The sequence below is a fragment of the Rhizobium sp. BK289 genome (genome assembly GCF_014193575.1).
In the GTDB taxonomy this organism is placed as follows: domain Bacteria; phylum Pseudomonadota; class Alphaproteobacteria; order Rhizobiales; family Rhizobiaceae; genus Rhizobium; species Rhizobium tropici_C.
Map to the genome: position 1 here is coordinate 89,025 of NZ_JACHZO010000011.1, position 23,560 is coordinate 112,584.

Annotated in this window: 23 protein-coding genes; 11 read left to right on the forward strand and 12 right to left on the reverse strand. The window is 60.9% G+C overall.

Annotated elements, in window-relative coordinates; all coding sequences use genetic code 11:
* The first annotated feature begins 47 nt into the window (after positions 1 to 47).
* Positions 48 to 1,505: a glutamate--tRNA ligase gene (gene gltX / locus FHT84_RS21260; RefSeq protein WP_112343239.1), complete on the forward strand. Its 1,458-nt coding sequence runs from the start codon at positions 48 to 50 to the stop codon at positions 1,503 to 1,505.
* Positions 1,506 to 1,521: 16 nt separating this feature from the next.
* Positions 1,522 to 3,018, forward strand: a complete 1,497-nt coding sequence (lysS, locus tag FHT84_RS21265; protein ID WP_113249546.1) for a lysine--tRNA ligase — start codon at positions 1,522 to 1,524, stop codon at positions 3,016 to 3,018.
* A 134-nt stretch (positions 3,019 to 3,152) separates the two neighbouring features.
* Here lysS and FHT84_RS21270 read toward each other — a convergent pair whose 3' ends face one another.
* Positions 3,153 to 3,989: a hypothetical protein gene (locus FHT84_RS21270; RefSeq protein ID WP_113249545.1), complete on the reverse strand. Its 837-nt coding sequence runs from the start codon at positions 3,987 to 3,989 to the stop codon at positions 3,153 to 3,155.
* Between the two features lie 195 nt (positions 3,990 to 4,184).
* Between FHT84_RS21270 and FHT84_RS21275 the strand changes: the two genes are divergently transcribed.
* The 7 genes from FHT84_RS21275 to FHT84_RS21305 all read left to right on the forward strand — a co-directional run bounded on the left by FHT84_RS21275 (position 4,185) and on the right by FHT84_RS21305 (position 11,332).
* Positions 4,185 to 5,093, forward strand: coding sequence for a LysR family transcriptional regulator (locus FHT84_RS21275; RefSeq protein WP_112343236.1), 909 nt, complete (start codon positions 4,185 to 4,187; stop codon positions 5,091 to 5,093).
* A 170-nt stretch (positions 5,094 to 5,263) separates the two neighbouring features.
* Entirely contained in the window at positions 5,264 to 6,424 is a 1,161-nt protein-coding gene (locus tag FHT84_RS21280) for an ABC transporter substrate-binding protein (RefSeq protein WP_112343235.1), read from the forward strand.
* Between the two features lie 190 nt (positions 6,425 to 6,614).
* Positions 6,615 to 7,601: an ABC transporter ATP-binding protein gene (locus FHT84_RS21285; protein ID WP_113249544.1), complete on the forward strand. Its 987-nt coding sequence runs from the start codon at positions 6,615 to 6,617 to the stop codon at positions 7,599 to 7,601.
* Complete coding sequence (locus FHT84_RS21290; protein WP_112343233.1) at positions 7,598 to 8,572, forward strand: ABC transporter permease; 975 nt, start codon at positions 7,598 to 7,600, stop codon at positions 8,570 to 8,572. Before FHT84_RS21285 ends, FHT84_RS21290 begins: the two co-directional genes overlap by 4 nt.
* Positions 8,562 to 9,377: an ABC transporter permease gene (locus FHT84_RS21295; RefSeq protein ID WP_113249543.1), complete on the forward strand. Its 816-nt coding sequence runs from the start codon at positions 8,562 to 8,564 to the stop codon at positions 9,375 to 9,377. The genes FHT84_RS21290 and FHT84_RS21295 overlap by 11 nt, the downstream gene beginning before the upstream one ends.
* A 13-nt stretch (positions 9,378 to 9,390) precedes the next feature.
* Positions 9,391 to 10,818: a gamma-aminobutyraldehyde dehydrogenase gene (locus FHT84_RS21300; RefSeq protein ID WP_183764752.1), complete on the forward strand. Its 1,428-nt coding sequence runs from the start codon at positions 9,391 to 9,393 to the stop codon at positions 10,816 to 10,818.
* 340 nt (positions 10,819 to 11,158) lie between these two features.
* On the forward strand, positions 11,159 to 11,332 hold the full coding sequence (locus FHT84_RS21305; protein WP_015341190.1) for a DUF1328 domain-containing protein: 174 nt from the start codon (positions 11,159 to 11,161) through the stop codon (positions 11,330 to 11,332).
* A gap of 31 nt (positions 11,333 to 11,363) precedes the next feature.
* Here FHT84_RS21305 and FHT84_RS21310 read toward each other — a convergent pair whose 3' ends face one another.
* The 11 genes from FHT84_RS21310 to FHT84_RS21360 all read right to left on the reverse strand — a co-directional run bounded on the left by FHT84_RS21310 (position 11,364) and on the right by FHT84_RS21360 (position 21,662).
* Positions 11,364 to 12,038 carry a DUF1345 domain-containing protein gene (locus tag FHT84_RS21310; RefSeq protein ID WP_183764749.1) on the reverse strand — a complete coding sequence of 225 codons (675 nt, stop codon included), beginning with the start codon at positions 12,036 to 12,038 and terminating at the stop codon, positions 11,364 to 11,366.
* 106 nt (positions 12,039 to 12,144) lie between these two features.
* A complete protein-coding gene (locus FHT84_RS21315) occupies positions 12,145 to 12,876 on the reverse strand; it encodes an SDR family oxidoreductase (protein WP_113249540.1) in 732 nt (243 codons plus the stop codon).
* A gap of 107 nt (positions 12,877 to 12,983) precedes the next feature.
* Positions 12,984 to 14,117, reverse strand: a complete 1,134-nt coding sequence (locus FHT84_RS21320) for an extracellular solute-binding protein (RefSeq protein ID WP_113249539.1) — start codon at positions 14,115 to 14,117, stop codon at positions 12,984 to 12,986.
* Positions 14,114 to 14,575 carry a MaoC/PaaZ C-terminal domain-containing protein gene (locus FHT84_RS21325; RefSeq protein WP_113249538.1) on the reverse strand — a complete coding sequence of 154 codons (462 nt, stop codon included), beginning with the start codon at positions 14,573 to 14,575 and terminating at the stop codon, positions 14,114 to 14,116. The genes FHT84_RS21320 and FHT84_RS21325 overlap by 4 nt, the downstream gene beginning before the upstream one ends.
* Before the next feature lie 3 nt (positions 14,576 to 14,578).
* A complete protein-coding gene (locus FHT84_RS21330; protein ID WP_113249556.1) occupies positions 14,579 to 15,613 on the reverse strand; it encodes a Gfo/Idh/MocA family oxidoreductase in 1,035 nt (344 codons plus the stop codon).
* 213 nt (positions 15,614 to 15,826) lie between these two features.
* On the reverse strand, positions 15,827 to 16,156 hold the full coding sequence (locus tag FHT84_RS21335) for an L-rhamnose mutarotase (protein WP_113249537.1): 330 nt from the start codon (positions 16,154 to 16,156) through the stop codon (positions 15,827 to 15,829).
* Between the two features lie 13 nt (positions 16,157 to 16,169).
* A complete protein-coding gene (locus FHT84_RS21340; RefSeq protein WP_113249536.1) occupies positions 16,170 to 17,282 on the reverse strand; it encodes a mandelate racemase/muconate lactonizing enzyme family protein in 1,113 nt (370 codons plus the stop codon).
* Between the two features lie 12 nt (positions 17,283 to 17,294).
* A complete protein-coding gene (gene ugpC / locus FHT84_RS21345; RefSeq protein ID WP_183764746.1) occupies positions 17,295 to 18,392 on the reverse strand; it encodes a sn-glycerol-3-phosphate ABC transporter ATP-binding protein UgpC in 1,098 nt (365 codons plus the stop codon).
* 5 nt (positions 18,393 to 18,397) lie between these two features.
* Complete coding sequence (locus tag FHT84_RS21350; protein ID WP_095435887.1) at positions 18,398 to 19,264, reverse strand: carbohydrate ABC transporter permease; 867 nt, start codon at positions 19,262 to 19,264, stop codon at positions 18,398 to 18,400.
* Between the two features lie 2 nt (positions 19,265 to 19,266).
* Positions 19,267 to 20,160, reverse strand: coding sequence for a sugar ABC transporter permease (locus FHT84_RS21355; RefSeq protein ID WP_112343222.1), 894 nt, complete (start codon positions 20,158 to 20,160; stop codon positions 19,267 to 19,269).
* Positions 20,161 to 20,345: 185 nt separating this feature from the next.
* Positions 20,346 to 21,662, reverse strand: a complete 1,317-nt coding sequence (locus tag FHT84_RS21360; RefSeq protein WP_113249534.1) for a sugar ABC transporter substrate-binding protein — start codon at positions 21,660 to 21,662, stop codon at positions 20,346 to 20,348.
* A 178-nt stretch (positions 21,663 to 21,840) separates the two neighbouring features.
* Between FHT84_RS21360 and FHT84_RS21365 the strand changes: the two genes are divergently transcribed.
* Together FHT84_RS21365 and FHT84_RS21370 are read left to right on the forward strand one after the other, a co-directional pair.
* Positions 21,841 to 22,632, forward strand: coding sequence for an IclR family transcriptional regulator (locus tag FHT84_RS21365; RefSeq protein WP_112343220.1), 792 nt, complete (start codon positions 21,841 to 21,843; stop codon positions 22,630 to 22,632).
* Between the two features lie 65 nt (positions 22,633 to 22,697).
* The gene (locus FHT84_RS21370) at positions 22,698 to 23,534 is read left to right on the forward strand and encodes an amidohydrolase (protein ID WP_113249533.1); all 837 of its coding nucleotides are present in this window, start codon (positions 22,698 to 22,700) and stop codon (positions 23,532 to 23,534) included.
* Positions 23,535 to 23,560: the final 26 nt, after the last annotated feature.

Below are 23,560 nucleotides of genomic sequence, written 5' to 3' on the forward strand. Positions count from 1 at the left end.
GGCGCTTGTCCCAAGCGCGGCCCGGCCTTTTATGACGGGCAAACAAAATGACCACATCAGGCGTTCGCGTCCGCATCGCACCCTCCCCCACCGGCGAGCCGCATGTCGGCACCGCTTATATCGCGCTGTTCAACTATCTCTTCGCCAAGAAACACGGCGGCGAGTTCATCCTGCGCATCGAGGATACCGACGCGACCCGCTCCACTCCGGAATTCGAGACCAAGGTGCTCGACGCGCTGAAATGGTGCGGCCTGAAATGGTCCGAAGGTCCCGATATCGGCGGCCCTTACGGCCCCTATCGCCAGAGCGACCGCAAGGACCTCTACAAGCCGTATGTCGAGCAGATCGTTACAAACGGCCACGGCTTCCGCTGCTTCTGCACGCCGGAGCGCCTGGAAAAGATGCGCGAGGCGCAGCGCGCCGCCGGCCTGCCGCCGAAATATGACGGCCACTGTCTGAACCTCTCGGCCGAAGAAGTGACCTCACGCGTCGCGGCCGGCGAGCCGCATGTCGTGCGCATGAAGATCCCGACGGAAGGCTCCTGCAAGTTCCATGACGGCGTTTACGGAGATGTAGAAATCCCGTGGGATGCCGTCGACATGCAGGTTCTCCTGAAGGCCGACGGCATGCCGACCTATCACATGGCCAACGTCGTCGACGACCACCTTATGAAGATCACTCATGTCGCGCGCGGCGAGGAATGGCTCGCCTCGGTGCCGAAGCACATTCTGATCTATCAGTATCTCGGCTGGGAGCCGCCGGTGTTCATGCACCTGTCGCTGATGCGCAATGCCGACAAGTCGAAATTGTCGAAGCGCAAGAACCCGACCTCGATCTCTTATTACACGGCCCTCGGCTATATCCCCGAAGCGCTGATGAACTTCCTCGGCCTGTTCTTCATCCAGATCGCCGAAGGCGAAGAGCTCTTGAGCATGGATGAGCTTGCCGCAAAGTTCGACCCGGAAAACCTCTCCAAGGCCGGTGCGATCTTCGATATCCAGAAGCTCGACTGGCTGAACGGCCGCTGGATCCGCGAAAAGCTCTCGGAAGAGGAATTCCAGCATCGCGTCCTGATCTGGGCGATGGAAAACGATCGCTTGAAGGAAGGCCTGAAGCTCTCGCAGTCACGCATCACCAAGCTCGGCGAACTGCCCGATCTCACCGGCTTCCTGTTCAAGTCCGATCTCAACCTCGACCCCTCCGCTTTCGCGAAGATCAAGTCGACGCCAGAGGAACTCTTGGAAATCCTGAACACGGTGCAGCCAGATCTGGAAAAGATCCTCGAATGGAACGTCGAGACGATCGAAGCCGAGCTGCGCGCCATCGCCGACCGCATGGGCAAGAAGCTGAAGGTCATCGTCGCGCCGCTTTTCGTCGCCGTATCGGGCTCCTCGCGCTCCCTGCCGCTTTTCGATAGCATGGCGATCCTCGGCCGCTCCGTCGTACGCCAGCGGCTGAAACTGGCCGCGCAGACCGTTGCGACCCTCGTCGGCCCAAAGAACTGAACCGGACTTTAAAACCATGAACGACAAGACCGAAGCATCCGCCCTCTCCTCCGACGCAACGGAAGTTCGCCGCCAGAAGCTGAAGCTGCTGCGCGAACAGATCGGCGACGTCTATCCGGCGCATTTCCACCGGACCATGACCAATGCCGAGCTCGCTGCGAAATACGAGGGCCTGGAGCCGGATACGGAAACCGGCGATGTCGTCACCGTTGCCGGCCGCGTCTATTCCTCGCGCAACTCCGGCATGTTCATGGATATCCACGACGCCTCCGGCAAGATCCAGATCTTCAGCCACAAGGACGTGACCTCGGAAGAGGCCCGCTCCCTGCTGCCGATGATCGATATCGGCGACATCATCGGCGTCACCGGCATAGTGCGCCGCACCAAGCGCGGTGAGCTCACGATCAACGCCCAGCAGATCACCATGCTGACCAAGTCGCTGCTGCCGATGCCGGAAAAGTGGCACGGCCTTTCCGATATCGAGCTGCGCTATCGCAAGCGCCATCTCGACATCATGACCAACGAGGAATCGAAGCTCCGCTTCCAGCAGCGCAGCCGGATCGTCTCTGGCATCCGCCGTTTCATGGAAGATGACGGCTTCATGGAAGTCGAGACGCCGATGCTGCATTCGGTCTATGGCGGTGCCACCGCCGAGCCGTTCAAGACGCATCACAACACGCTGAAGCTTGACATGTACCTGCGCATCGCTCCGGAGTTGTTCCTGAAGCGCACCCTGGTTTCGGCCCTCGCGGACAAAGTCTTCGAAATCAACCGCAATTTCCGTAACGAAGGCGTCTCCACCCGGCACAATCCAGAATTCACCATGATGGAGTGCTATTGGGCCTATGCCGACTACGAGGACATGATGGATCTCGTCGAGCGGCTGTTCTCGACGCTCGCCATGTCGATCCACGGCAGCACGGAATTCGCCTTCGGAGACAAGCAGATTTCCTTCAAGGGCCCGTTCCGCCGCGTGCCGATGCCCGATGCCGTCAAGGAAGCGACCGGTATCGATTTCCTGGCGATCAAGACCGACGAAGAAGCCCGCGACGCCGCCAAGGCTGCCGGCTTTACCGTCGAGAAGGATGCAACCTGGGGCGAATGCCTTGCCTTCATCTTCGAAGAGAAAGTCGAGGGCACGCTGATCCAGCCGGCGCACGTCACGCATTTCCCGAAGGACATCTCGCCCTTCGCCAAGGAAGTACCGGGCGAACCGCGCCTCGTCGAGCGCTTCGAGACCTATTGCAACGCCTGGGAACTCGGCAATGCCTTCTCGGAACTCAACGATCCGGAAGAGCAGCGCGCCCGCATGGTCGAGCAGCTCGAGCAGGCGCATGCGCGCGGTGAAAAGCAGAAGGAACTCGACGAGGAATTCCTTGATGCCATCGACCAGGGCATGCCGCCCGCAGGCGGCCTCGGCATCGGCGTGGACCGCCTCATCATGCTTCTGACCAACTCGCCGTCGATCCGCGACATCATCCTCTTCCCGGCCCGTCGCAACAAGGCCGATTGATCCGGCGATTTCAGACGCCAGAACAATTCAAGGAAAGCGCGTGGCGCTTTTTCGTCCGGAATTGCGCAAGAACAAACAGATTGGGCGTTTCAGCGTTTCGCGGAACCGCCCAATCTGCAACAGGGACGATGGCGTCAATTCGTGATGGGCGATCGGCGGTCCGCGGCACCCGTCATGGTCGGGTCCAGTCGCGGTGACGGAGTCTTTTCCTTGTCGCGGGCATCGGCGCCGATGAATTCGCCGTTGTCGTCATAACCGGGCCGCACATTGCCGGTCGATTTCGGCTCCGGCAGCGACGGCTTGGCATCATGCTGTTCTTCTTTTGCCGCTGCCTTTTCTTCCGCAGCGATCGCCGCTTTCATCTTGTCCTTCTTCGCGGTCGCGGCACCATTGTCGCTCGTCAGCGCGTTGTCGCAATCGCTATAGTCCTTCAATTCGGCAAGCGCGGCATCGATATCCTGCGGCAGCATGGTGACCTGCTCACCGTAGAACAGGCCGGCATTGCTGGCGCCGCCATCATAGTAGCGCGCCGTCACCGGCACCTCGGAGCTGCCGTCGACGAGCTTGTCCGGGTGCGGCACGTAGACCACGTCGGCGCCCAGCGCCCGGCCACGTATGTCGGAGCGCAGCGTCGGTCCGTTCTTGTCGAGAACCACAACCTGAACGAGATCCGGCTTCTGCTCCTGATACACAGCCTTGGCGACCCTGAGCGCGGTCCTGACCCGTGTCAGGCCATCGGTCGGTTCCGTGCGGATATATTTACGCACCCAGAAGCGGTTTTCCTTGCGGATGGTGACGAGATTGACATCCAGGCATTGAAGCCCGTTGGGGGAAGCCGACGCTAAATCGAGCAATTTGTCCTTGCCGATAGAAAGCGCCAAAACGCCGGAGGAGCCCACGAGCAGGGCCACTCCGCCGATCATGACGACAAACTTCCGGTGTGCCCGGAAAATATGCAGTAAGGCGCTCACGCCAACTGCTCCAGCATAGACCACTCCAAGCCGACAAAGATGATCAACCCTCACGTTAGGCAGAGGGCGTTTCGGAATACTTAAAACGGACGTGAAACTTGCAACTCTGGCGGCATTGCTACCAAAAAAGGTCCGAACTTTCACAGGATTGGCGGATGCTTGCCTTTCACGCCGCGAACATGCTCTAACCGGAGCATGGCTTTCACCCTGAGACAGCTGCAATACTTCGTCGCCGTAGCGGAACAAGGCTCCGTGACGCGCGCTGCACAGAACCTGTCCATCTCGCAATCATCCGTCACGGAAGCCCTCAAGGAGCTCGAAAGCGATCTGGGCGTCGAGCTGTTCGAGCGCCATCCGCGCGGTCTCTCCATCACCCATAACGGTCACCAGTTCCTGCGCCATGCGACGAAGATCCTCGCGACCGTTTCCGATGCCCGCACCAGCTTTTCCGGCAAGCGGAACGAGGCCGGCGGTACGCTGAATATCGGCGTGACATCGCTTGTCGCCGGCTATGTTCTGTCCGATCTTCTGGCGCGCTATCGCCGCGCCTGCCCCGGTGTCGAGGTCAGCGCCATCGAGGACAACGGCGGCTATCTGGAACATCTTCTGGTGGGCGGTGAACTAGACGTTGCCGTCATGGTCATCTCCAACCTTCGCGATCGCATGGCCCTGCAGGCGGAGATCCTTGAGACTTCGCCTTATCGTCTTTGGCTGCCAATGGGTCATCCCCTGGTCTCGGCCGACATCATCAGTGTCGCCGACATCAGCCGCGAGCCACTGATCATGCTGACCATCGACGAGATCGAGGAAAATACCGGCAAGCTGCTGACGGCGCTCGGCGCCCGCCCCCATGTTGCCTTCCGAACCCGTTCTGTCGAAGCAGTGCGCAGCCTGGTTGCGACAGGCGCGGGCGTCGCTCTCCTTCCGGATCTCGTCTATCGCCCCTGGTCGCTGGAAGGCGACCGCATCGAAAGCCGCGACGTCTCCGGCTCGCTGCCTGTGGTGCAGGTCGGCATGGTCTGGCGCAAGGGCTCGAGCCTGCCGCAGGCCGCCCGCGACTTCGTCGGCGTCGCAGAAAGCATGCGCTCGGGCCGGCAGCGGTAGCACGAGCTTATTCCTAGCTCACGCGTACGCGCCGGGAATCGGAATTTCCGATATCGCCTTTCTGATAAATGAATTTGCGAATGCGGTGAAATAGCGTCACCTTTTCTTCCGGGAACAGGAAGCCAGCCACTGGCTCCACGCCATCAAGGCTTAAAAACCGGGAGAGTCCGATGAAGCATCTGCTGAAATCATGCACGGCCGCACTCGCATGCTTAAGTTTCGCCACGCAGGTCATTGCCGCCGAACCGTTGAAGACGCTCGGCAAGGGCGAAGGTGCGGTGAGCATCGTCGCGTGGGCCGGCTATATCGAGCGCGGTGAAAGCGACAAGAATTACGATTGGGTTACCGGTTTCGAAAAGGAGACCGGCTGCAAGGTCAGCGTCAAGACCGCCGCGACCTCAGACGAAATGGTCGCGCTGATGAACGAAGGCGGCTTCGACCTCGTGACCGCTTCCGGTGATGCGTCGCTGAGACTCGTTGCCGGCAAGCGCGTCCAGCCGATCAACACCGATCTGATCCCGAGCTGGAAGAACCTCGACGAACGCCTGAAGAATGCCCCCTGGCACACGGTCAACGGCGTTCACTATGGCGTGCCCTATCTCTGGGGGCCGAACGTGCTGATGTACAACACGGACGCCTTCAAGGGTCAGGCGCCGAAGAGCTGGAATATCGTTTTCGAAGAAACAACGCTGCCTGATGGTAAGTCAAACAAGGGCCGCGTGCAGGCCTATGACGGGCCGATCTATATTGCCGATGCAGCCCTCTATCTCATGGCCCACAAGCCGGAGTTGGGCATCAAGGACCCCTACGAGCTCAACGAAGATCAGTACAAGGCCGCCCTCGAGCTGCTGCGTGGCCAGCGCAAGATCGTCAGCCGCTATTGGCATGATGCGATGATCCAGACCGACGACTTCAAGAACGAAGGCGTCGTCGCCTCCGGCTCCTGGCCGTTCCAGGTGAACCTGCTGCAAGCCGACAAGCAGAAGATCGCCTCCACCTTCCCGGATGAGGGGACTACGGGCTGGGCCGACACCACCATGCTGCATGCCGACAGCGAGCATCCGAACTGCGCCTATATGTGGATGGAGCACTCCCTGCAGGCCAAGGTTCAGGGCGATGCCGCCGCCTGGTTCGGCGCCGTACCCTCGGTTCCGGCAGCTTGCAAGGGCAACGAACTCCTGACCGACAGCGGCTGCGCCACCAACGGTTATGATCACTTCGACAAGATCAAGTTCTGGAAGACGCCCGTCGCGAAATGCAGCACGCAGGGCGAATGCGTGCCCTATCACCGCTGGGTCTCCGACTATATCGGCGTGATCGGCGGGCGGTAGGAACTTACCTTCTCCCCTCGGGGAGAAGGTGGCCCGAAGGGTCGGATGAGGGGGTGGCGCAGCATAGCAAAAGCTGCGTTTCGCTTGCCGCTCACCCTCCGCTTCACTCCGCTCTTCAGCCCCTCATCCGCCCTATCGGGCACCTTCTCCCCACTGGGGAGAAGGAAAACAAGTACCCCTGGAGCACCCCATGACCGCCGTTCGTTTTCAGCAGGTGTCGCGCCATTTCGGCCAGGTCCGCGCTGTGGACCGCGTCGATCTGGAGATCGCGCCCGGCGAATTCTTCGCCATGCTCGGCCCTTCCGGCTCCGGCAAGACTACCTGCCTCAGACTGATTGCCGGCTTCGAGCAGCCCACGGGTGGCCATATCGAAATCTTCGGCGAAACCGCCGAAGGCGTGCCGCCCTATAGGCGCAACGTCAACACGGTCTTCCAGGATTATGCGCTCTTTCCGCACCTCAATATCCTCGACAACGTCGCCTATGGGCTGATGGTCAAGGGTGTCGGCAAGGCCGAACGGCTGAAGGCAGCCGAGCAGGCGCTGGAACTGGTGAAGCTTCCGGGTTATGGCGCGCGTCGCCCCGGCCAGCTCTCCGGCGGTCAGCGCCAGCGTGTGGCGCTCGCCCGCGCGCTCGTCAACAAGCCGAAGGTACTGCTGCTCGATGAGCCGCTTGGCGCGCTCGACCTGAAACTGCGCGAGCAGATGCAGGAGGAACTGAAGAGCCTGCAGCGGGCGCTCGGCATCACCTTCGTCTTCGTCACCCACGATCAGGGCGAGGCCCTGTCCATGGCCGACCGCGTCGCTGTCTTCAACGACGGCCGCATCGTGCAGCAGGGCACGCCGCACGACATCTATCAGCGACCAAAGACCCGCTTCGTCGCCGATTTCGTCGGCTCCTCCAATGTCATCGCCCCCGAAACCATGTCGTCGCTCGGCGGCGAGCGGCGCTGGGCAAGCCTGCGCCCCGAGGCCATCCGGTTGACTGAGGGGAGCGGCGTGGTGGCCACCGTGAAAGCAACGAGCTTTCTCGGTGCCGCTACCCGCCTCTCGGTCGAGACGAATGGCGCCCGCCTGCATGTGACCGTACCCGCTGGCCAGCCGGCTCCGGATACCGGCGCCGCCATCCGCCTCGCCTGGTTGCCGGCGGATGTTCATTATATGGACGACGCCGCATGAACGCCGCCGCCTTCCCCGCCTCGTCGAGCCGGGCGCCGGCCTCGATCCTGCCGCGCCGCGGCGGCGTCTTCGGCCGCCTCTCGGATCTCTTCTGGCGCCGCCCGAAACTATTCCTCTTCCTGATGCTGACGCCGCCGCTGCTCTGGCTCGGCATCATCTATATCGGCTCGCTGATCGCGCTCTTGCTGCAGAGCTTCTTCTCGATCGACGACTTCTCGGGAATGGTGAACTACGAATTCACCCTCTCGACCTATGCCCAGCTGCTGAACTCGGCGAATTTCGATATCATCCTGCGCACGGTCGTGATGGCCGCCCTCGTGACCGTCGCATCCGCCTTCGTCGCCTTCCCTATCGCCTATTACGCCGCGCGCTATGCCCAGGGAAAATGGAAGGCGCTGTTCTATCTTGGCGTCATGCTGCCGCTCTGGTCGAGCTATCTCGTCAAGGTCTATGCCTGGAAGCTGATCCTCGCCAAGGAAGGCATCCTCACCTGGATCTTCGACAAACTGCATCTCGGCTGGCTGCTCGACGGCGTGCTTGCCTTGCCGATCATCGGCGGCAACTCGCTCTCCGTGAGCTACATCGGCACCTTTCTCGTTTTCGTCTATATCTGGCTGCCCTATATGATTCTGCCGACGCAGGCAGCACTTGAGCGCGTGCCGGCGAACCTGCTGGAAGCCTCCTCGGATCTCGGCGCGACGCCGAACCAGACCTTCCGCACGGTTCTGCTGCCGCTCGCTTTGCCGGGCGTCGTCGCCGGCTCCATCTTCACCTTCTCGCTGACATTAGGCGATTACATCATCCCGCAGATCATCGGCTCCTCGCGCCTCTTCATCGGCCAGGCCGTCTATACGCAGCAGGGAACTGCCGGCAACGTACCGCTGGCCGCCGCCTTCTCGGTCGTGCCGATCGTCATCATGGCCATCTATCTCTGGATCGCCAAAAAGCAGGGAGCTTTCGATGCGCTCTGATCGTGGCCAACGCGCCTCCTTGCCTTTGAAGATCGCAGCCGCTGGCGGCCTCCTCTTCCTGCATCTGCCGATCCTGCTGATCTTCGTCTATGCCTTCACGATAGAAGAAAAGAGCTATCAGTGGCCGCCGCCGGGGCTGACCCTGCAATGGTTCGGCATCGCCTGGAACAGGCCGGATGTCTGGTCGGCGCTGGCGCTGTCGGTGCAGGTCGCGACCATCGCCACCATCATCGCATTGATCCTCGGCACGCTCTGCGCCGCCGCCGTCAGCCAGACGAAATTCTTCGGCCGCGAGGCGATCTCGCTCTTGGTCATCCTGCCCATCGCGCTGCCCGGCATCATCACCGGCATTGCGCTGCGCTCCGCCTTCAGCCTGTTCGACATCCCCTTCTCGGTCTGGACGATCATTCTCGGCCATGCCACCTTCTGCGTCGTCGTGGTTTATAACAACGCCGTCGCCCGCTTCCGCCGCACCTCCGGCTCGCTGATCGAGGCCTCGATGGATCTCGGCGCCGATGGCTTCCAGACCTTCCGCCATGTCGTCCTGCCGAATATCGGCACGGCGCTGCTTGCGGGCGGCATGCTCGCCTTCGCGCTGTCCTTCGATGAAGTCATCGTCACCACCTTCACCGGTGGCCAGCAGATGACCCTGCCGATCTGGATGCTGGAGGAACTCATCCGTCCGCGCCAGCGACCGGTGACCAACGTCGTCGCCATGGTCGTCGTGCTCGTCACTTTCCTGCCGATCCTGGCAGCCTACTATCTCACCCGCGACGGCGATCAGATCGCCGGCGGCGGCAAATGAAAGGGAGAGAATAATGGATACCCAAATGCTGATCGGCTCCCGCTTCGAAGCCGGCACGGAAACGGAAGAACGCGTCCTCAACCCGAAGACAGGCGAGACGGTGCTCAACTTGCCCGAGGCGTCGCTCGGGCAGATCGATGCCGCCGTCGATGCCGCCGAAAAGGCGTTCACGAGCTGGTCGCAGACGACGCCAAGCCAGCGTTCGGCCTATCTCCTCAAGATCGCCGATGCCATCGAGCGCGATGCCGAAGGTTTCGCAGCCCTGGAGGCGCTGAACTGCGGCAAGCCGATCAACGCCGTGCTCAATGATGAGATCCCGGCGATTGTCGACTGCTACCGCTTCTTTGCCGGCGCGGTGCGCAACCTGCACGGCCCGGTCGCCGGCGAATATCTGCCCGGCCATACCTCGATGATCCGCCGCGATCCGATCGGCATCGTGGGCTCCATCGCGCCTTGGAACTATCCGCTGATGATGATGGCCTGGAAGCTGGCGCCAGCCATTGCCGGTGGCAACACCGTCGTCTTCAAGCCTTCCGAACAGACGCCTCTGACGGCGCTGAAGATGGCGAAGCTGCTGGCGGATATCCTTCCCGAGGGCGTCGTCAACGTCATCCTCGGCCGCGGCGAGAGCGTCGGCAATGCGCTGATCAACCATCCGAAGATCAGCATGGTTTCCATCACCGGCGATGTCGCTACCGGCAAGAAGGTCCTGCAGGCTGCGGCCAAGACGGTCAAGCGCACGCATCTCGAGCTCGGCGGCAAGGCTCCCGTCATCGTCTTCGACGATGCCGATATCGACGCCGTGGTCGCCGGCATCCGCACCTTCGGTTACTACAATGCCGGCCAGGACTGCACCGCTGCCTGCCGCATCTATGCCGACGCAAAAGTCTATGACAACTTCGTCGCGGATCTGACGTCAGCCGTGTCAAGCATCAAGTTCAACCTCGCTGACGACACCGAGAACGAGATCGGCCCGCTGATCTCCAAGCGCCAGCGCGACCGCGTCGAAAGCTTCGTCACCCGCGCCGCCGAACACAAGCACATGGAGATCACCACCGGCGGCAAGATTTCCGGCGAGCGCGGCTTCTTCTATGCCCCGACCGTCGTCGCCGGCGCTACGCAGGATGACGAGATCGTCCGCCGCGAAGTTTTCGGCCCTGTGGTCTCGGTGACGCGCTTCACCAATGCCGAGGATGCCGTCGCCTGGGCTAACGACAGCGACTACGGCCTGGCTTCCTCGGTCTGGACCAAGGACATCAGCCGCGGCATGCAGACGGCTGCCCGCCTGCAATATGGCTGCACCTGGATCAACACCCACTTCATGCTGGTCAACGAAATGCCGCATGGCGGGCTCAAGCAATCCGGCTACGGCAAGGATATGTCAGTCTACGCTATCGAAGACTATACAGCCGTCCGGCATGTGATGATCAATCATGGGTGACGGGAGGTTTGACGCAAACCAGCCTTCCTGAGTTTGGGGCCCCGCTGTACCCCCCTCTGTCCCTTTCGGGACATCTCCCCCACAAGGGGGGAGATCGTTGGAGCGCATCATTCAGTCCGTAAGATAAAGCATAATAGCCCAGCCGATACGATGCTCATTGTTTTGCAATGGCAGCGCTGCAAGTTACAATCTCCCCCCTTGTGGGAAGATGTCACGAAGTGACAGAGGGGGGTGCCACACTCCCCACAATTCCAGAGCCGTCGTCAAAACCCAACCGCCCTCGGAACAAATCACCCTCCTCCCGCGTCTTCAACAAGTACAACGCAGAGGAGATTGCTAAATGCTGAAATGGGCTCTCATTTTCTTTGTGATTTCGCTGATCAGCGGCTTTTTCGGTTTTTCAGGGGTATCGGCGGCAACCGCAACCATTGCGCGCGTTCTCTTCGCCATCTTCCTGATCATATTCCTGGTGTTCCTGATCCTGGCCGTGATGGCCGGTAACGCCGTCGTTTGACGACAGGGATCATCGATGCATCGGGGCGGGCCTAGATCAGGCTCGCCCCGACATTTATCGCAAGCGCCAGGATCGTCGTGTTGAACAGGAACGAGAGGATGGCGTGCAGAATCACGAGCTTACGCATCGAAACGGTGGAAACGCCGATATCGGCCGTCTGTGCAGCAACGCCGATGGTGAAGGAGAAATAGAGGAAATCCCAATAGATCGGTTCCTCCACCGGCTCGGCGAATTTCAATCCCTGCCCCTTGCCCGGAATGCTATAGAACCGATGCGCATAGTGGATGGTGAACAGGGTGTGCAGGAAGGTCCATGAAATCAGGATCGTCACGATCGCCATCATCACGCGGTAGAAAGCGACTTCGGGTGAGGCGTCCTTGACGCCAAGCAGATCCAGCGCAATGCCACCAATGCTGGCGATTGCCGCCGCGATCGACAGGAAAAGCAGGAATCCATCCGAAAAATCGAGGTCGGCCGAGCGCTTGCGGATGCTAAGCGCATTGGCCGTCAGCATCCGATAGAGGCTATAGACGATAAAGACGACGGCGGTCGTGTCCCAGGCGATCAACAGGTTGCTGGCATTGAGATCACGTGATGTCAGAAACAGGAAGACGGCGATACCGGCAAGCACGGAGATCACGATCACATGGTGCTTGCGCCACAGCACGAGACCTCTGGAACGATGCAAAAATCCGTTCGCATCCATGCCGCTCTCCTGATCGCAAATCGCCGTTACAAACCGATTCGCAAACGAGAGTGGCAAATAAAAGGAGGCCTCGCAACACGAGGTCTCCGATTGCGACAAGGAAGCCTCAGCCCGTCCAGCCGCCGTCGATGACGTGGATCTGACCCGTCGTGAAGCCCGCCTCATCACCGGCCAGATAGGTCACCAGAGCGGCGATCTCTTCGGCGGTCGCGATGCGGCCCATCGGCTGGCGGGCGATGAAATCCTTCATTGCCTTGTCATAGTCGCCGGTTGCCCTGAGCCGCTCATGCAGCGAGGGGCTGTCGACCGTGCCGGGGCATATCGCATTGGCGCGGATGCCCTTCGCAACGAAATCGGCAGCGATCGACTTGGTGAGCCCGATAACGGCAGCCTTCGAGGCACAATAGGCGAAGCGGTTGGGCACACCTTTCACGCTGGAAGCGACCGAAGCCATGTTGACGATCGAGCCCTTGCCCTTCTCCAGCATGCCCGGCAAGAAGGCCCGGCAGGTCGTGTACATCGCCTTGGCATTGAGGTTGAAGGAGAAATCCCAATCCTTCTCCTCGCAATCAAGGATCGTGCCGGCATGGACAAAGCCGGCACAGTTGAAGAGCACGTCGATAGGGCCGACCTCTTGCGAGAAAGCCTTGACGGCGGTGCCGTCAAGCACATTCAGCACATGCTTGCTGGCGCCTTCCAACGTCGAGAGCGTCTGCTCGTTGATGTCGGTGGCGTAGACATGCGCGCCAAGCGAGATGAAGCGCTCGGCCGAAGCCCGGCCGATCCCCTGCCCCGCCGCCGTGATGACGACCTTCTTGCCTTCCAACCCGTGACCCATAATCCTGATCCTTTCCTCCGGGATCATGACCTCATCCACTTCGCCGGCTCTGTAGCCGGCATTTCGGATAAGATCATGCAATAACAATCAGTTGGCGCAGCCTCACACTAAGCTTCGAAGGACTGCGCGAAACGGCGGTTCAGCTTGTCGATGAGGACTGTATGCCGCTCTCCGGTTCGCAGTCCATCGCTAATCACTGCGGATGCGTCGCTTTGAAATGCCATGTAGCCGTCGTGCCGCGGCCGCACATAGGCGCCTTCCAGCGTCGCACGCGTGTTGCGATAAAAATCGAGCGCCGGCGCATTGACCGCATCGCTGACCCAGCCGTCGGCATGGCCGGATTGACCGTTTCCACTCGCATAAACACCCGCCTGCACCGGCCCGCTCGCAATCCAGCGCGCAAAGGCCTTCGCCTCTTCAGGCGCTTGCGTGCGTGCCGACACGGCGATGCCGGTGCCGCCGAGTGCCGAGCCATTCGGCGCGCGTCCATCGGTCACGGGCATATCTGAAAAAGCGATCCGCGCCGGCCTGAATCCAGCAAAGGAATAGTTCACGTAGCCATAGATGAAAGGCGACGCCACATAGGGGCTGTCAGGCTGGCCCATCAGGTCGAGCACGGCGATCGGATCCATTTCGTAGCAGCTGGCATCCATGCCCGAAACGAGCTGCGCGATCCAGTCGAGCACCGCTTCGCCATCAGCCTTGGCAATGAAATCCGGCCCTTCGATGTTGCAGGGCGTGCCGAGATGGGCAGCCAGCGTGATGAAAGTCATCAGCGAATGCGGCGGCCGCATCGGCAGGATCGCTTTGCCTTCCTTGGCGAGCGTCACGAATTCGGCGAGATCCTTGACCGGCGCGCTCAGTCGGCTAGGCCGATAGGCCTGCACCTGTGTTGCTGCATCGAGCGGAAAGGCCCATTGCCGGCCTTGCCAGTTGTAGCTTTGATAGGAGCGCCCAACGGTGCCGGCCGCGATCGCCGCGATTTCATCCGCATGTTCAGCGTCGTCGAGCGGCAGCAGGCAGTTCTCGCGGGTGATCTGGCCAACATGCGGGTGATCGATGACGATGAGGTCGTATCGGGCGGCAAGTTCTTCCACCGGATAGGTCTCGAAATCCTGCAGCGACCGCTTTTCCCAGCCGATCTCGACGCCGGTCTTTTCCCGCCACACCTTCGAGCAGGCGATCATCGGATCGTAGCCGCGCGGATGCGACCAGGTCATTCCCTTCAGCGTCGCCATCATGCCTGCTCCGCTGCCGGTTTGCGTTCAACGACGAGGATGTGATCGGCGGCAAGCACGACTTCGTCGCGCTGGTTCAGCACTTCACAACGCTCGACCACACGACCGGACGCCGGACGCTTCGGATCATCCTCCTTCGCTGAAATGGTGACGCGGGTGCGGATCGTATCGCCGATATGTACCGGGCGGACGAAGCGGAGCCGGTCGTAGCCATAGGAAAAGGCGACGGGATTGATGAGCGAGGCCGTCAGTCCGACGCCGATCGCAAAGATCATCGTCCCATGCGCGATGCGCTGGCCGCCGGGCAACGTCTTGGCGAATTCCGCATCCATGTGATGCGGGAAGAAATCGCCGGTATGGCCGGCATGGACAACGAAATCGGTTTCGGTGATCGTCCGTCCGGTGGTCACCCTGACATGGCCGAGTTCATAGTCTTCTAAATAGATGGTTTGCTCTGCCATTGCTCAAACCTTTGGGAGTTCCGCGATCGGTGTCGCCGGCAAGGTGCTAGACTGATAGGCGGCCTCGACGAGCGCCATGGTCTGCCAGGCATCCTCGACCGAGCCGATCAGCTCCTGATCCTCACCGGATGCGAAGCGCTGCAGGTTGGCCATGCGATTGACGAAGGCATCCGGGAACCAGGCGCCCTCCAGCTTGACCTCGACCCAATCGCTGCCGCCGGCAGGGCGGATCCACAGCTCGTCCGGCTCGCCACTGGGATAGTCGAGATTGACGCCGAGCTTGACGTAGGCAGCGCCCTTGGTGCCGGAAATGCGAAACTCGCAGGCCTGGAACTTGCGGCCGAAATCATGGTCATGATTGACCGAGAGCACGCAGCGAACCTTGTCACCATAATCGAAGATCGCCGCCGTCCGCGTCTGCGCGACATCGTGATTGGGATGGCCGATGGTCTTGGCATGAACGCCTCGCGGATTGCCGAGCAAGCCGCGAATGAAATCGAGATAGTGGATCGAGTGCATGGCGATCTCGATCCGCGGCAGGCCTTTCAGGAACGGCCAGAGTCCCCAGGGTGTTGCAAGCGCCAGCCATGCGTCGAAATCGACGACCTCGCCGAGATAGCCCTTGTTCACCGCATCGTAGAGCGCCAGCATCATCGGCGCGAAGCGAAGCTGGAAGTTGACGGCCGCCTTGATATCCCGCTCGCGGCAGATCCGCAGGATTTCGGAGGCGCCGGCAAGATCACTGCCCATCGGCTTCTGGATCAGCGCGAAGGAACCGCGCGGCAATTTCGAAAGGATCGTCGCATGCGCTGCCGGCGGCGTCGCCAGATCGAAGATCGCGCCCTTGACAGCAAGGGCCTCCGCTTCGGAGGCGAAAACTCGAATGCCCCATCGAGCAGCCAGCGCCGCCGCCTTCTCGGCGTTCGGATCGTAAAGACCCGCGACCGGAAAGCCGGCTTGCTTATGAGCCGGAAGATGCGCGTCGCCGACGATGCTGCCGGCACCGAAGATCACGATGGAGCGAGGATGCGACGGCATCGGCCACCATTGGCGCAAGGATTTGGGATCGAAGGTCACGACACCCTCCCCTTGAGGGGGAGGGTCGGACCGAAGGTCCGGGGTGGGGTGATCCCTCCTCGTGCGAAAACGGCAGCGCTATGCGCCCGGAGCATCACCCCCACCCGCGCGTTCCGCGCGACCTCCCCCCTCAAGGGGGAGGTGACCGCTTCGCGGTCCGTTCCACTCCAATCCCTAATCATGATGAAACACCTCCTCCATCATGGCCCACCACTCGCCCTCTTTGCGGGTCTCGAAGGGCTTCTGGCAGGGTATGCAGAAGGACCACCACTCCTGGTTCTTCGGGTTGGCAGCCATCTTGGCCATATCGGCCTCGAAATCCGTGCCGACATATTCCCAATAGCCGAAGAGCAGGTTTTCCGGCTCCTTCAGGAAGATCGAATAGTTGGTGATGTTGCAGTCTGAGATCAGCGCCAGGATCTCGGGCCAGACGGCCACATGCAGTGCCTTGTATTCCGCCACCTTGGCCGGCTCCAGGCCGATCACCATTCCCATCCGCTGCATGGCAAGCTCCTCCTCAGCCGTGAATTTCCCGGGTGAATTCGCCGATCGAGCGCGCCTTCACCGCTTCCCAATCCCAGGCAATGCCGATGCCGGGCTCTGATGGGGCCACCGCCTTGCCATCGACGATGTCCATGCCCTTCGTCGTCAAGTCGTCGAGCTGCGGGATGTATTCGACATATTTGCCGTTCGGCACGGCGCAGGTGAGGCTGACATGCAGCTCCATCAGGAAATGCGGGCAGACGGGAATGTCGAAGGCTTCGGCCGCATGCGCCACCTTCAGCCAGGGCGTGACGCCGCCGATGCGGGCGACATCCACCTGCACGATCGAGCAGGCGCCCTTCTGCATGTATTCGCGGAAATGCCGGATCGAATACATGGATTCGCCCACCGCGATCGGCGTCGGCGTCGATCGGGTCAGCCGGATATGGCCATCGAGATCGTCGGCCGGCAGCGGCTCCTCGATCCAGGCAAGGTCCAGTTCCTTCAAGCGTGCCGCCCGCCGGATCGCCTCATCGACGGTGAAGCCCTGATTGCAGTCGGTCATGATCTCGAAGCCGGAGCCGAGTGCCAGACGCATCGCGGCCAGCCGGTCGTAATCCTCGGAGCCATGCGGCTTGCCGATCTTCACCTTCGAGCCGGAAAAGCCCTTGGCCTTCGCCTGCAGGGCGTCTTCGACCAGGGCTTCCTTCTCGATGTGCAGCCAGCCGCCTTCCGTGGTATAGAGCGGGCAACGATCCCTAGCGCCGCCGGCAAGCTTCCAGAGCGGCAGACCTTGCTTCTTGGCCCGCAGGTCCCAAAGCGCGGTATCGACAGCCGCAAGCGCCAGTGCCGTAATGGGACCGATCGTCGTAGCATGCGTGGCGAATTCCAGTCTGTGCCAAATCGCCTCGATGCAATCGGCATCCTCGCCGATCAGCAGCGGCACCAGATGGTCGGAAAGCAGCCGCATGACGGACGAGCCACCGGTGCCGATCGTATAGCTGTAGCCGGTGCCGACTGCCCCATCGCTGTCGGTGATGGTGACGATCGGCGTCTCTTGGCTGACGAAGCTCTGGATCGCATCCGTCCGCTTCACTTTCGGCGGCAGGTCGACCATGCGCAGTTCAATTTTCTCGATACGTGCCATGGGAGCTATTCCTCAGTTTGCCAGGCTCTTGCCGGTATCGGCGGAGAAGAGATGTGCCTGGCTAAGATCGAAGCTCATCTTCAGCCGTTCGCCGCTCTTCAGCGCGCGCGGATTGAGCATGCGCGTCACCCATTCGCGCCCGGCGAATTCGACAAAGACGAGCGTTTCATTGCCGAGCGGTTCGGTGATGGCAACCGGCAAGGTCAGCTCGTAGACAGCCGATTCCACGCCGGAATGCAGGCCGTGGCCGGTCGGGAAGATATCGTCGGGCCTGAGACCGAAGGCGACCTTTTCTCCTTCCCTGACCCTTCCGGCAAACTGGTTCGGCAGCGGCAGACGATCACCGTTCTTGAAGGTGAGTTCGCCTGCCTTCAGCGTCGCCTCTTCGATATTCATCGGTGGCGAGCCGATGAAACCGGCGACGAAGCGGGTGGCGGGCCGCTTGAACACTTCGTCCGGCGTGCCGACTTGTTCGATGTGGCCATCGCGCATGATGACGATGCGGTCCGCCAGCGTCATGGCCTCGACCTGATCGTGCGTCACGTAGACCACCGTCGACTGCACCTTCGCATGCAGTTTCTTGATCTCGGTGCGCATCTGCGTGCGCAGCTTGGCATCGAGGTTCGATAGCGGCTCGTCGAAGAGGAAGACCTCTGGCTGGCGCACGATGGCGCGGCCCATGGCAACGCGCTGACGCTGGCCGCCGGAAAGCTGCGCCGGGCGGCGATCCATCAGCGCTTCGAGGCTCAAAATAGCAGCGGCCTCGTTGACGCGCCGGTCGATCTCGGCCTGCGGCTGTTTGGCGATCTTCAGCGAGAAGCCCATGTTCTCGCGCACCGTCATATGTGGATAGAGCGCGTAGGACTGGAACACCATGGAGATGTTGCGGTCGCGCGGCGGCAGGTCGTTGACGACCGTATCGCCGATCTCGATCGTGCCGTCGGAGACATTCTCCAGGCCGGCGATCATGCGCAGCGTCGTCGACTTGCCACAGCCGGACGGGCCGACGAGCGCGATGAACTCCTTGTCCGCGATGTCGAGATCGATCCCGTGGACGATTTCCAGCGCGCCGTAGCGCTTGACGAGTTTTTTGAGGGAAACCTGAGCCATGGAGATCAACCTTTGACCGCACCGAATGTCAGACCCGACACCAGATGCTTCTGAATGATGAAAGTGAGAGCGAGCGCCGGAATGATCATCACGACCGCCAGTGCGCACATGCCGCGCCAGTCGATGGTGAACTCGGCCGTGTAGTCGAGCAGGCCCACAGGCAGCGTCTTGGAATCGACGGAACGCGTCAGCTGCGAGGCGAGAGCATATTCATTCCAGCAGGTAAGGAAGGCGAAGATGCCGGCCGATGCGATACCCGGGCCGGCAAGTGGAAATTCCACCTGCCAGAAAGCCTGCCAGCGGGTGCAGCCGTCGATCTGCGCGGCCTCGGCGAGATCTTTCGGCACCTGCCGGAAGAAGCCGTCGATCAGCCAGATGGTGAAGGGCACGTTCAGTGCGACATAGGTGAGGATCAGGCCGAAATGCGTGTCGATGATGCCGAGCCGCGCATAGACCATGAAGAGCGGCAGCGATAGCGCCACGCCGGGCACGGAACGCGTCAGCATCAGCCCGAGGAATACGGCCGACTTGCCTGCGAAACGAAAGCGAGCGAAGGCATAGCCGCCGGACATGCCGATGACGAGCGCAATGGCGGTCGAGGTGACGGAGATGATGAGCGAATTGCGGAAATAATCCCAGACGGGAATGCCGCCCTGCCCGACGCCGCTGAACATGGCGCGATAGGCTTCCAGCGACAGCTCCTGCGGGATCCAGACCGGCGGTTTCGCCATGATTTCCACGGTCGGCCGTAGCGAGCTGATGACGATCCAGAAACCGGGCAGGCAGATGATAAGCATCGCGAGGAAGAGGCCGATGAGATAGGCGACCTTCCAGAGGCGGCGCTGCAGGCGTTGTTGAGCGTTGCGATCCATGATTACCACTCCGCTCCGATCTGGGTGCGGGCAAGCGCCAGCTTACGGAAGAAATAGACGGTGAAGACGATCGACAGGATGATCGAGACATAGGCCATGGCATTGGCGAGCCCCATCTGCGCATCGGCATAAGCGGTGCGCCCGACCAGCGTCCAGATCAGCTCCGTGCGCCGCGCTGGCCCGCCATCGGTCATGATCTTGACGATGTCATAGGCGCGGGCGACGTCGAGCGAGCGGATCGTCATGGCGATGAAGGCAAACGGCATCAGGAATGGCCAGGTGACGTAGCGGAAGGTCTGCCAGCTGGTGCAGCCATCGACCTTGGCGGCCTCGACAGGCTCCTGCGGCATGGCAAGCAGACCGGCTAGGATCAGGATCGCGAAGACCGACGTCGACGACCAGACTTCGGCAATGACGATGGAAAACAATGCCAGATTGCCATCGATCAGCCAGGGAATGGCCGTCTCGGTAATGCCCAGGGATTGCAGGGCATTGTTGATAATGCCGACATTGTCGTTGAACATGAATTTGAACTGAAAGCCGACGAGAACGGGCGAAAACATCATCGGGAACATCATCAGCGTGCGCAGCACGCGCTTGCCGTAGGTCGCCTTGTTGACCAGCAAAGCCAATCCGAGGCCAAGCAGCATTTCCAGATTGAGCGCGATCGTCAAAAGCACCACGGTGCGCACGAAGGCGGCGAGGAACACCGGATCCGAAAGGATGCGCATGTAGTTGCGCAGACCGATGAAGGTGAAGAGTGTGGCCGGCCGCGTCAGGCGAAACGGCGTGAAGCTGGAATAGAAGGAGAGCAGCAGCGGAAACAGAACCACCGCCGCCAGGACGATGATCGCCGGAAGAAGAAGCAGGACCGGTGGAGATATTCTTTTGAGCATGGTTTGCACCTGTCGGCATTCCTCGGCAGCGTGGCCCGGACTGCGTGGAATGAATTGCTTGGGACGAGACCCGGCAGAAAACCGGCAACGCGGATGGCGCCTAGCGGTGCCGATCGAAAGCGATTCTCGAAGTCAGATTGCGGAAGCCCCGCGCTCTTGAAGGCGCGGGGCTTCAATTGCACCGCTTAGAGCGCGCCGGCGTCCTTCAGGACATCGGTTGCCTTCTGAGCAGCGGCATCGAGCGCTTCCTTCGAGCTCTTGTCGCCGAGGATCGCGGCCTGAAGCTCAGGATAAACGACGTTGGAAATCTCGATCCATTGTGGCGTGCGCGGAACCGGGAAGGCATATTTCATGGCTTCCTGGAAGGTGCTCAGCACTTCCTTCTTGTAAGGATCGGAAGCCGCCTGCTGGATATCCCAATCCCAGACCGCCTTGCGGGTCGGCAGCGTGCCGTTGGCGGCTTCGAGCTTTTGCGAATCGTCGTTCGTCAGGAACCAGACGAGCGAGGCGGCAGCATCCTTGTGGGCGCAGGCTTCGGTGACCGAGAAGCCGTGATGGCCGGACCAGCCGGTGTGCTTGCCGGAGGAACCGGCGGGCTGCACGACGACACCGACATTGCCGGCGATCTTCGAAGACTTCGGGTCATTGAAATAGGTTGCCCAGCCCGGCCAGTCGAGATCGAGGGCGATCGAACCGGAGGCGAAGCCGGCGCCGAGGTCGTCCCACAGATAGTTGGTCGTGCCGGCCGGAACGGCCTTGGCCTTGTACATGTTGACGAACCAGTCGAGCGCGCGCACGCCGGCTTCGGAATTGAAGGCAGGCTTGCCGTCCTTGTCGAGATATTCGCCGCCTTCGGCGACCAGCATTTCATAGAAGCGGCCGTTGATCGCCTCTTCCTTGCCGGGGAATTGCGTGCCGAAGAAGTTCGGCGGGTTGGAGAAGAAGATCGCCTGATCTGAGACTTCCTTCCAGGTCTTCGGGGGCGCCAGATCGTAGCCGTACTTCGCCTTGAACGCCGTCTTCTTGGCATCGTCCTTGTAGAGGCTCTTCTGATAGTAGAGCGCCGAAACGTCAAACTGCGCACGCGGCAGCATGATCAGGCGGCCGTCGATGGTCGAGGCCTGGATGGTCGAATCGACGAACTGGCTGATTTCTTCCTTCGGCAGCAGCTTGCCGAGGTCGGTGTAGAGGTCGGGATACTGCGGCGCGAAGGACGAATGGTTCGAGCCGACACACCAGGAGATGCTGCCCGATGCCATATCGGATTTGATTTCCTTGTCGAGTTCGAAGTGGTTCTTCTTGGAGAGAATGTTGACCTTGGCACCCGTCTCCTTCTCCCACTCGGCGATGCGCGCATAAAGCGGCTCATATTGCTGGCCGCCGATGAGCTTGGCGTCGATCGTCACACCCTTAAATTTGCCCGGCAGATCGGCGGCGAAGACCGAAGTACCCGCCAGCAATGCCATCATGCCGGCAGCAAGACCGGCCTTCCAATTCCTCATCGAAGTTCCTCCCCTGAGACCGGACCCTTGTCCGATTGTCCTCCCGACCCAAATATGGATCGATGATTTATAAGTAAACATCTTATTCATTGGCCGTCAAGCTGCGATCGCGCGCTTGTAAAATGTCTTCATTCATATATGAATGATGATTCATGTTTCTTCGCATAGGGGCTTGTTGATGAGCGTAGAAGACGACAGTGACCGCTACCGCGCGCCGGCGCTGGACAAGGGGCTCGACATTCTGGAGCTGCTGGCAAGGATCGATGGTGGCCTGACGCAGGCGGAAATCGCCAAGGCGCTCAACAAGAGCCCCAACGAATTCTATCGCATGCTCGATCGCCTTGTGCGGCGCGGCTACGTACAGCGTCAGGATGGCGATCGCTTCTATCTGACGCTGAAGCTCTTCGGGCTCGCGCATTATCATGCACCGGTGCGCCGCCTCGTCTCCTTCGCGACCCCGCTGATGCGTGAGTTCTCCAACCGTGCCGAGCAGGCCTGCCATCTGGCGATCTACGACCGCGGCTCGGTGATCGTCATTGCCCAGCAGGATTCTCCCACCTATTGGGGCATCTCCATCCGCGTCGGCGCGCAGATCAATCTCTACAATACCGGCTCCGGCCATATTCTTCTGGCATTCCGGGATGCAAAGCAGCGCCAGATGATGATCAACGAGCAGAGACGCCAGGAACAGGATCCGGAGGAGCCGCCCGCAGATCTCGAGGAAAAGCTCGCGGCAATCCGTGAAAAGGGCTTCGAAACCATGAGCAGCCTGCAGACGAGCGGCGTACACAATATTTCCGCGCCCGTGCTGGCGATGGACGGCAACGCGCTTGCCGCCCTCACCTGCCCCTATATCGAGCCAGTGAACCCGAAGGCGCCTACGCGCGAGCAGGTGGTCGAATATGTCCGCGAAGCGGCAAAAGAGATCTCCGAAACCGTGGCCGGCACGGTCGATAAGGCCGAGCTGTAATTTTTATTTGAATAAACTATTCTTCTGTGAGTATATGTTGAGCAAGCAGGTATGGGAGGATCACCATGCTCTTCGACAGCCATTTGCACATCGTCGACCGGAACCGTCTCGCCTATCCCTGGCTGGCCGGCGCCGGCACGCTCAATCGCGACAGCCTCTATGAAGACTATGCGCGCGAGGCCAAGCGCCTCGGGATCACCGATACGCTTCACATGGAGGTCGACGTCGCCGAGGATGATATCGAGCGGGAAACCGATTACGTCAAAGACCTCAGCCGTGAGCCCGGCAGCCTCCTCAGGGGTGCCATCGCCGCCTGCCGCCCTGAAAGCACGAACTTTCCCGCCTATCTCGAACGCGTACTCGCCGATCCCTTCGTCAAAGGTTTCCGTCGTGTACTGCATGTCGTGCCAGATGACGTCTCCGAGGGCGCCCTCTTCCGCGAGAACCTGAAACAGCTCGGTGGCACGCCGCTCACCTTCGATCTCTGTGTCCTACCGCATCAGATGTCCAAGGCGCTCGTACTCATCGACCTCAATCCCAACATCCGCTTCGTCCTCGACCATTGCGGCGTACCGGCGGTGAAGGATGGCTTCAGCGAAAGCTGGGCAGCGGGGATCACAGAAGCGGCAAAGCGCCCGAATGTCATCGTCAAGATTTCCGGCGTCGTCGCCTATGCCGATCCGGACAGCTGGACGCCGGAAACGCTGCGTCCCTTCGTCGAACATTGCATCGCAAGCTTCGGCTGGGATCGCGTCATCTGGGGCAGCGACTGGCCGGTCTGCACGCTCGGCGGCAATCTCTCCACCTGGGTCGCCGCCACCCACACTCTGATGCAAGGCGTAAGTAACGACGAACGCAATCGGCTCTATCATCTGAATGCCAAGCGCCTCTGGTCTCTCTGAGACCAGGCGCGTTTCTTCCGAAAGAC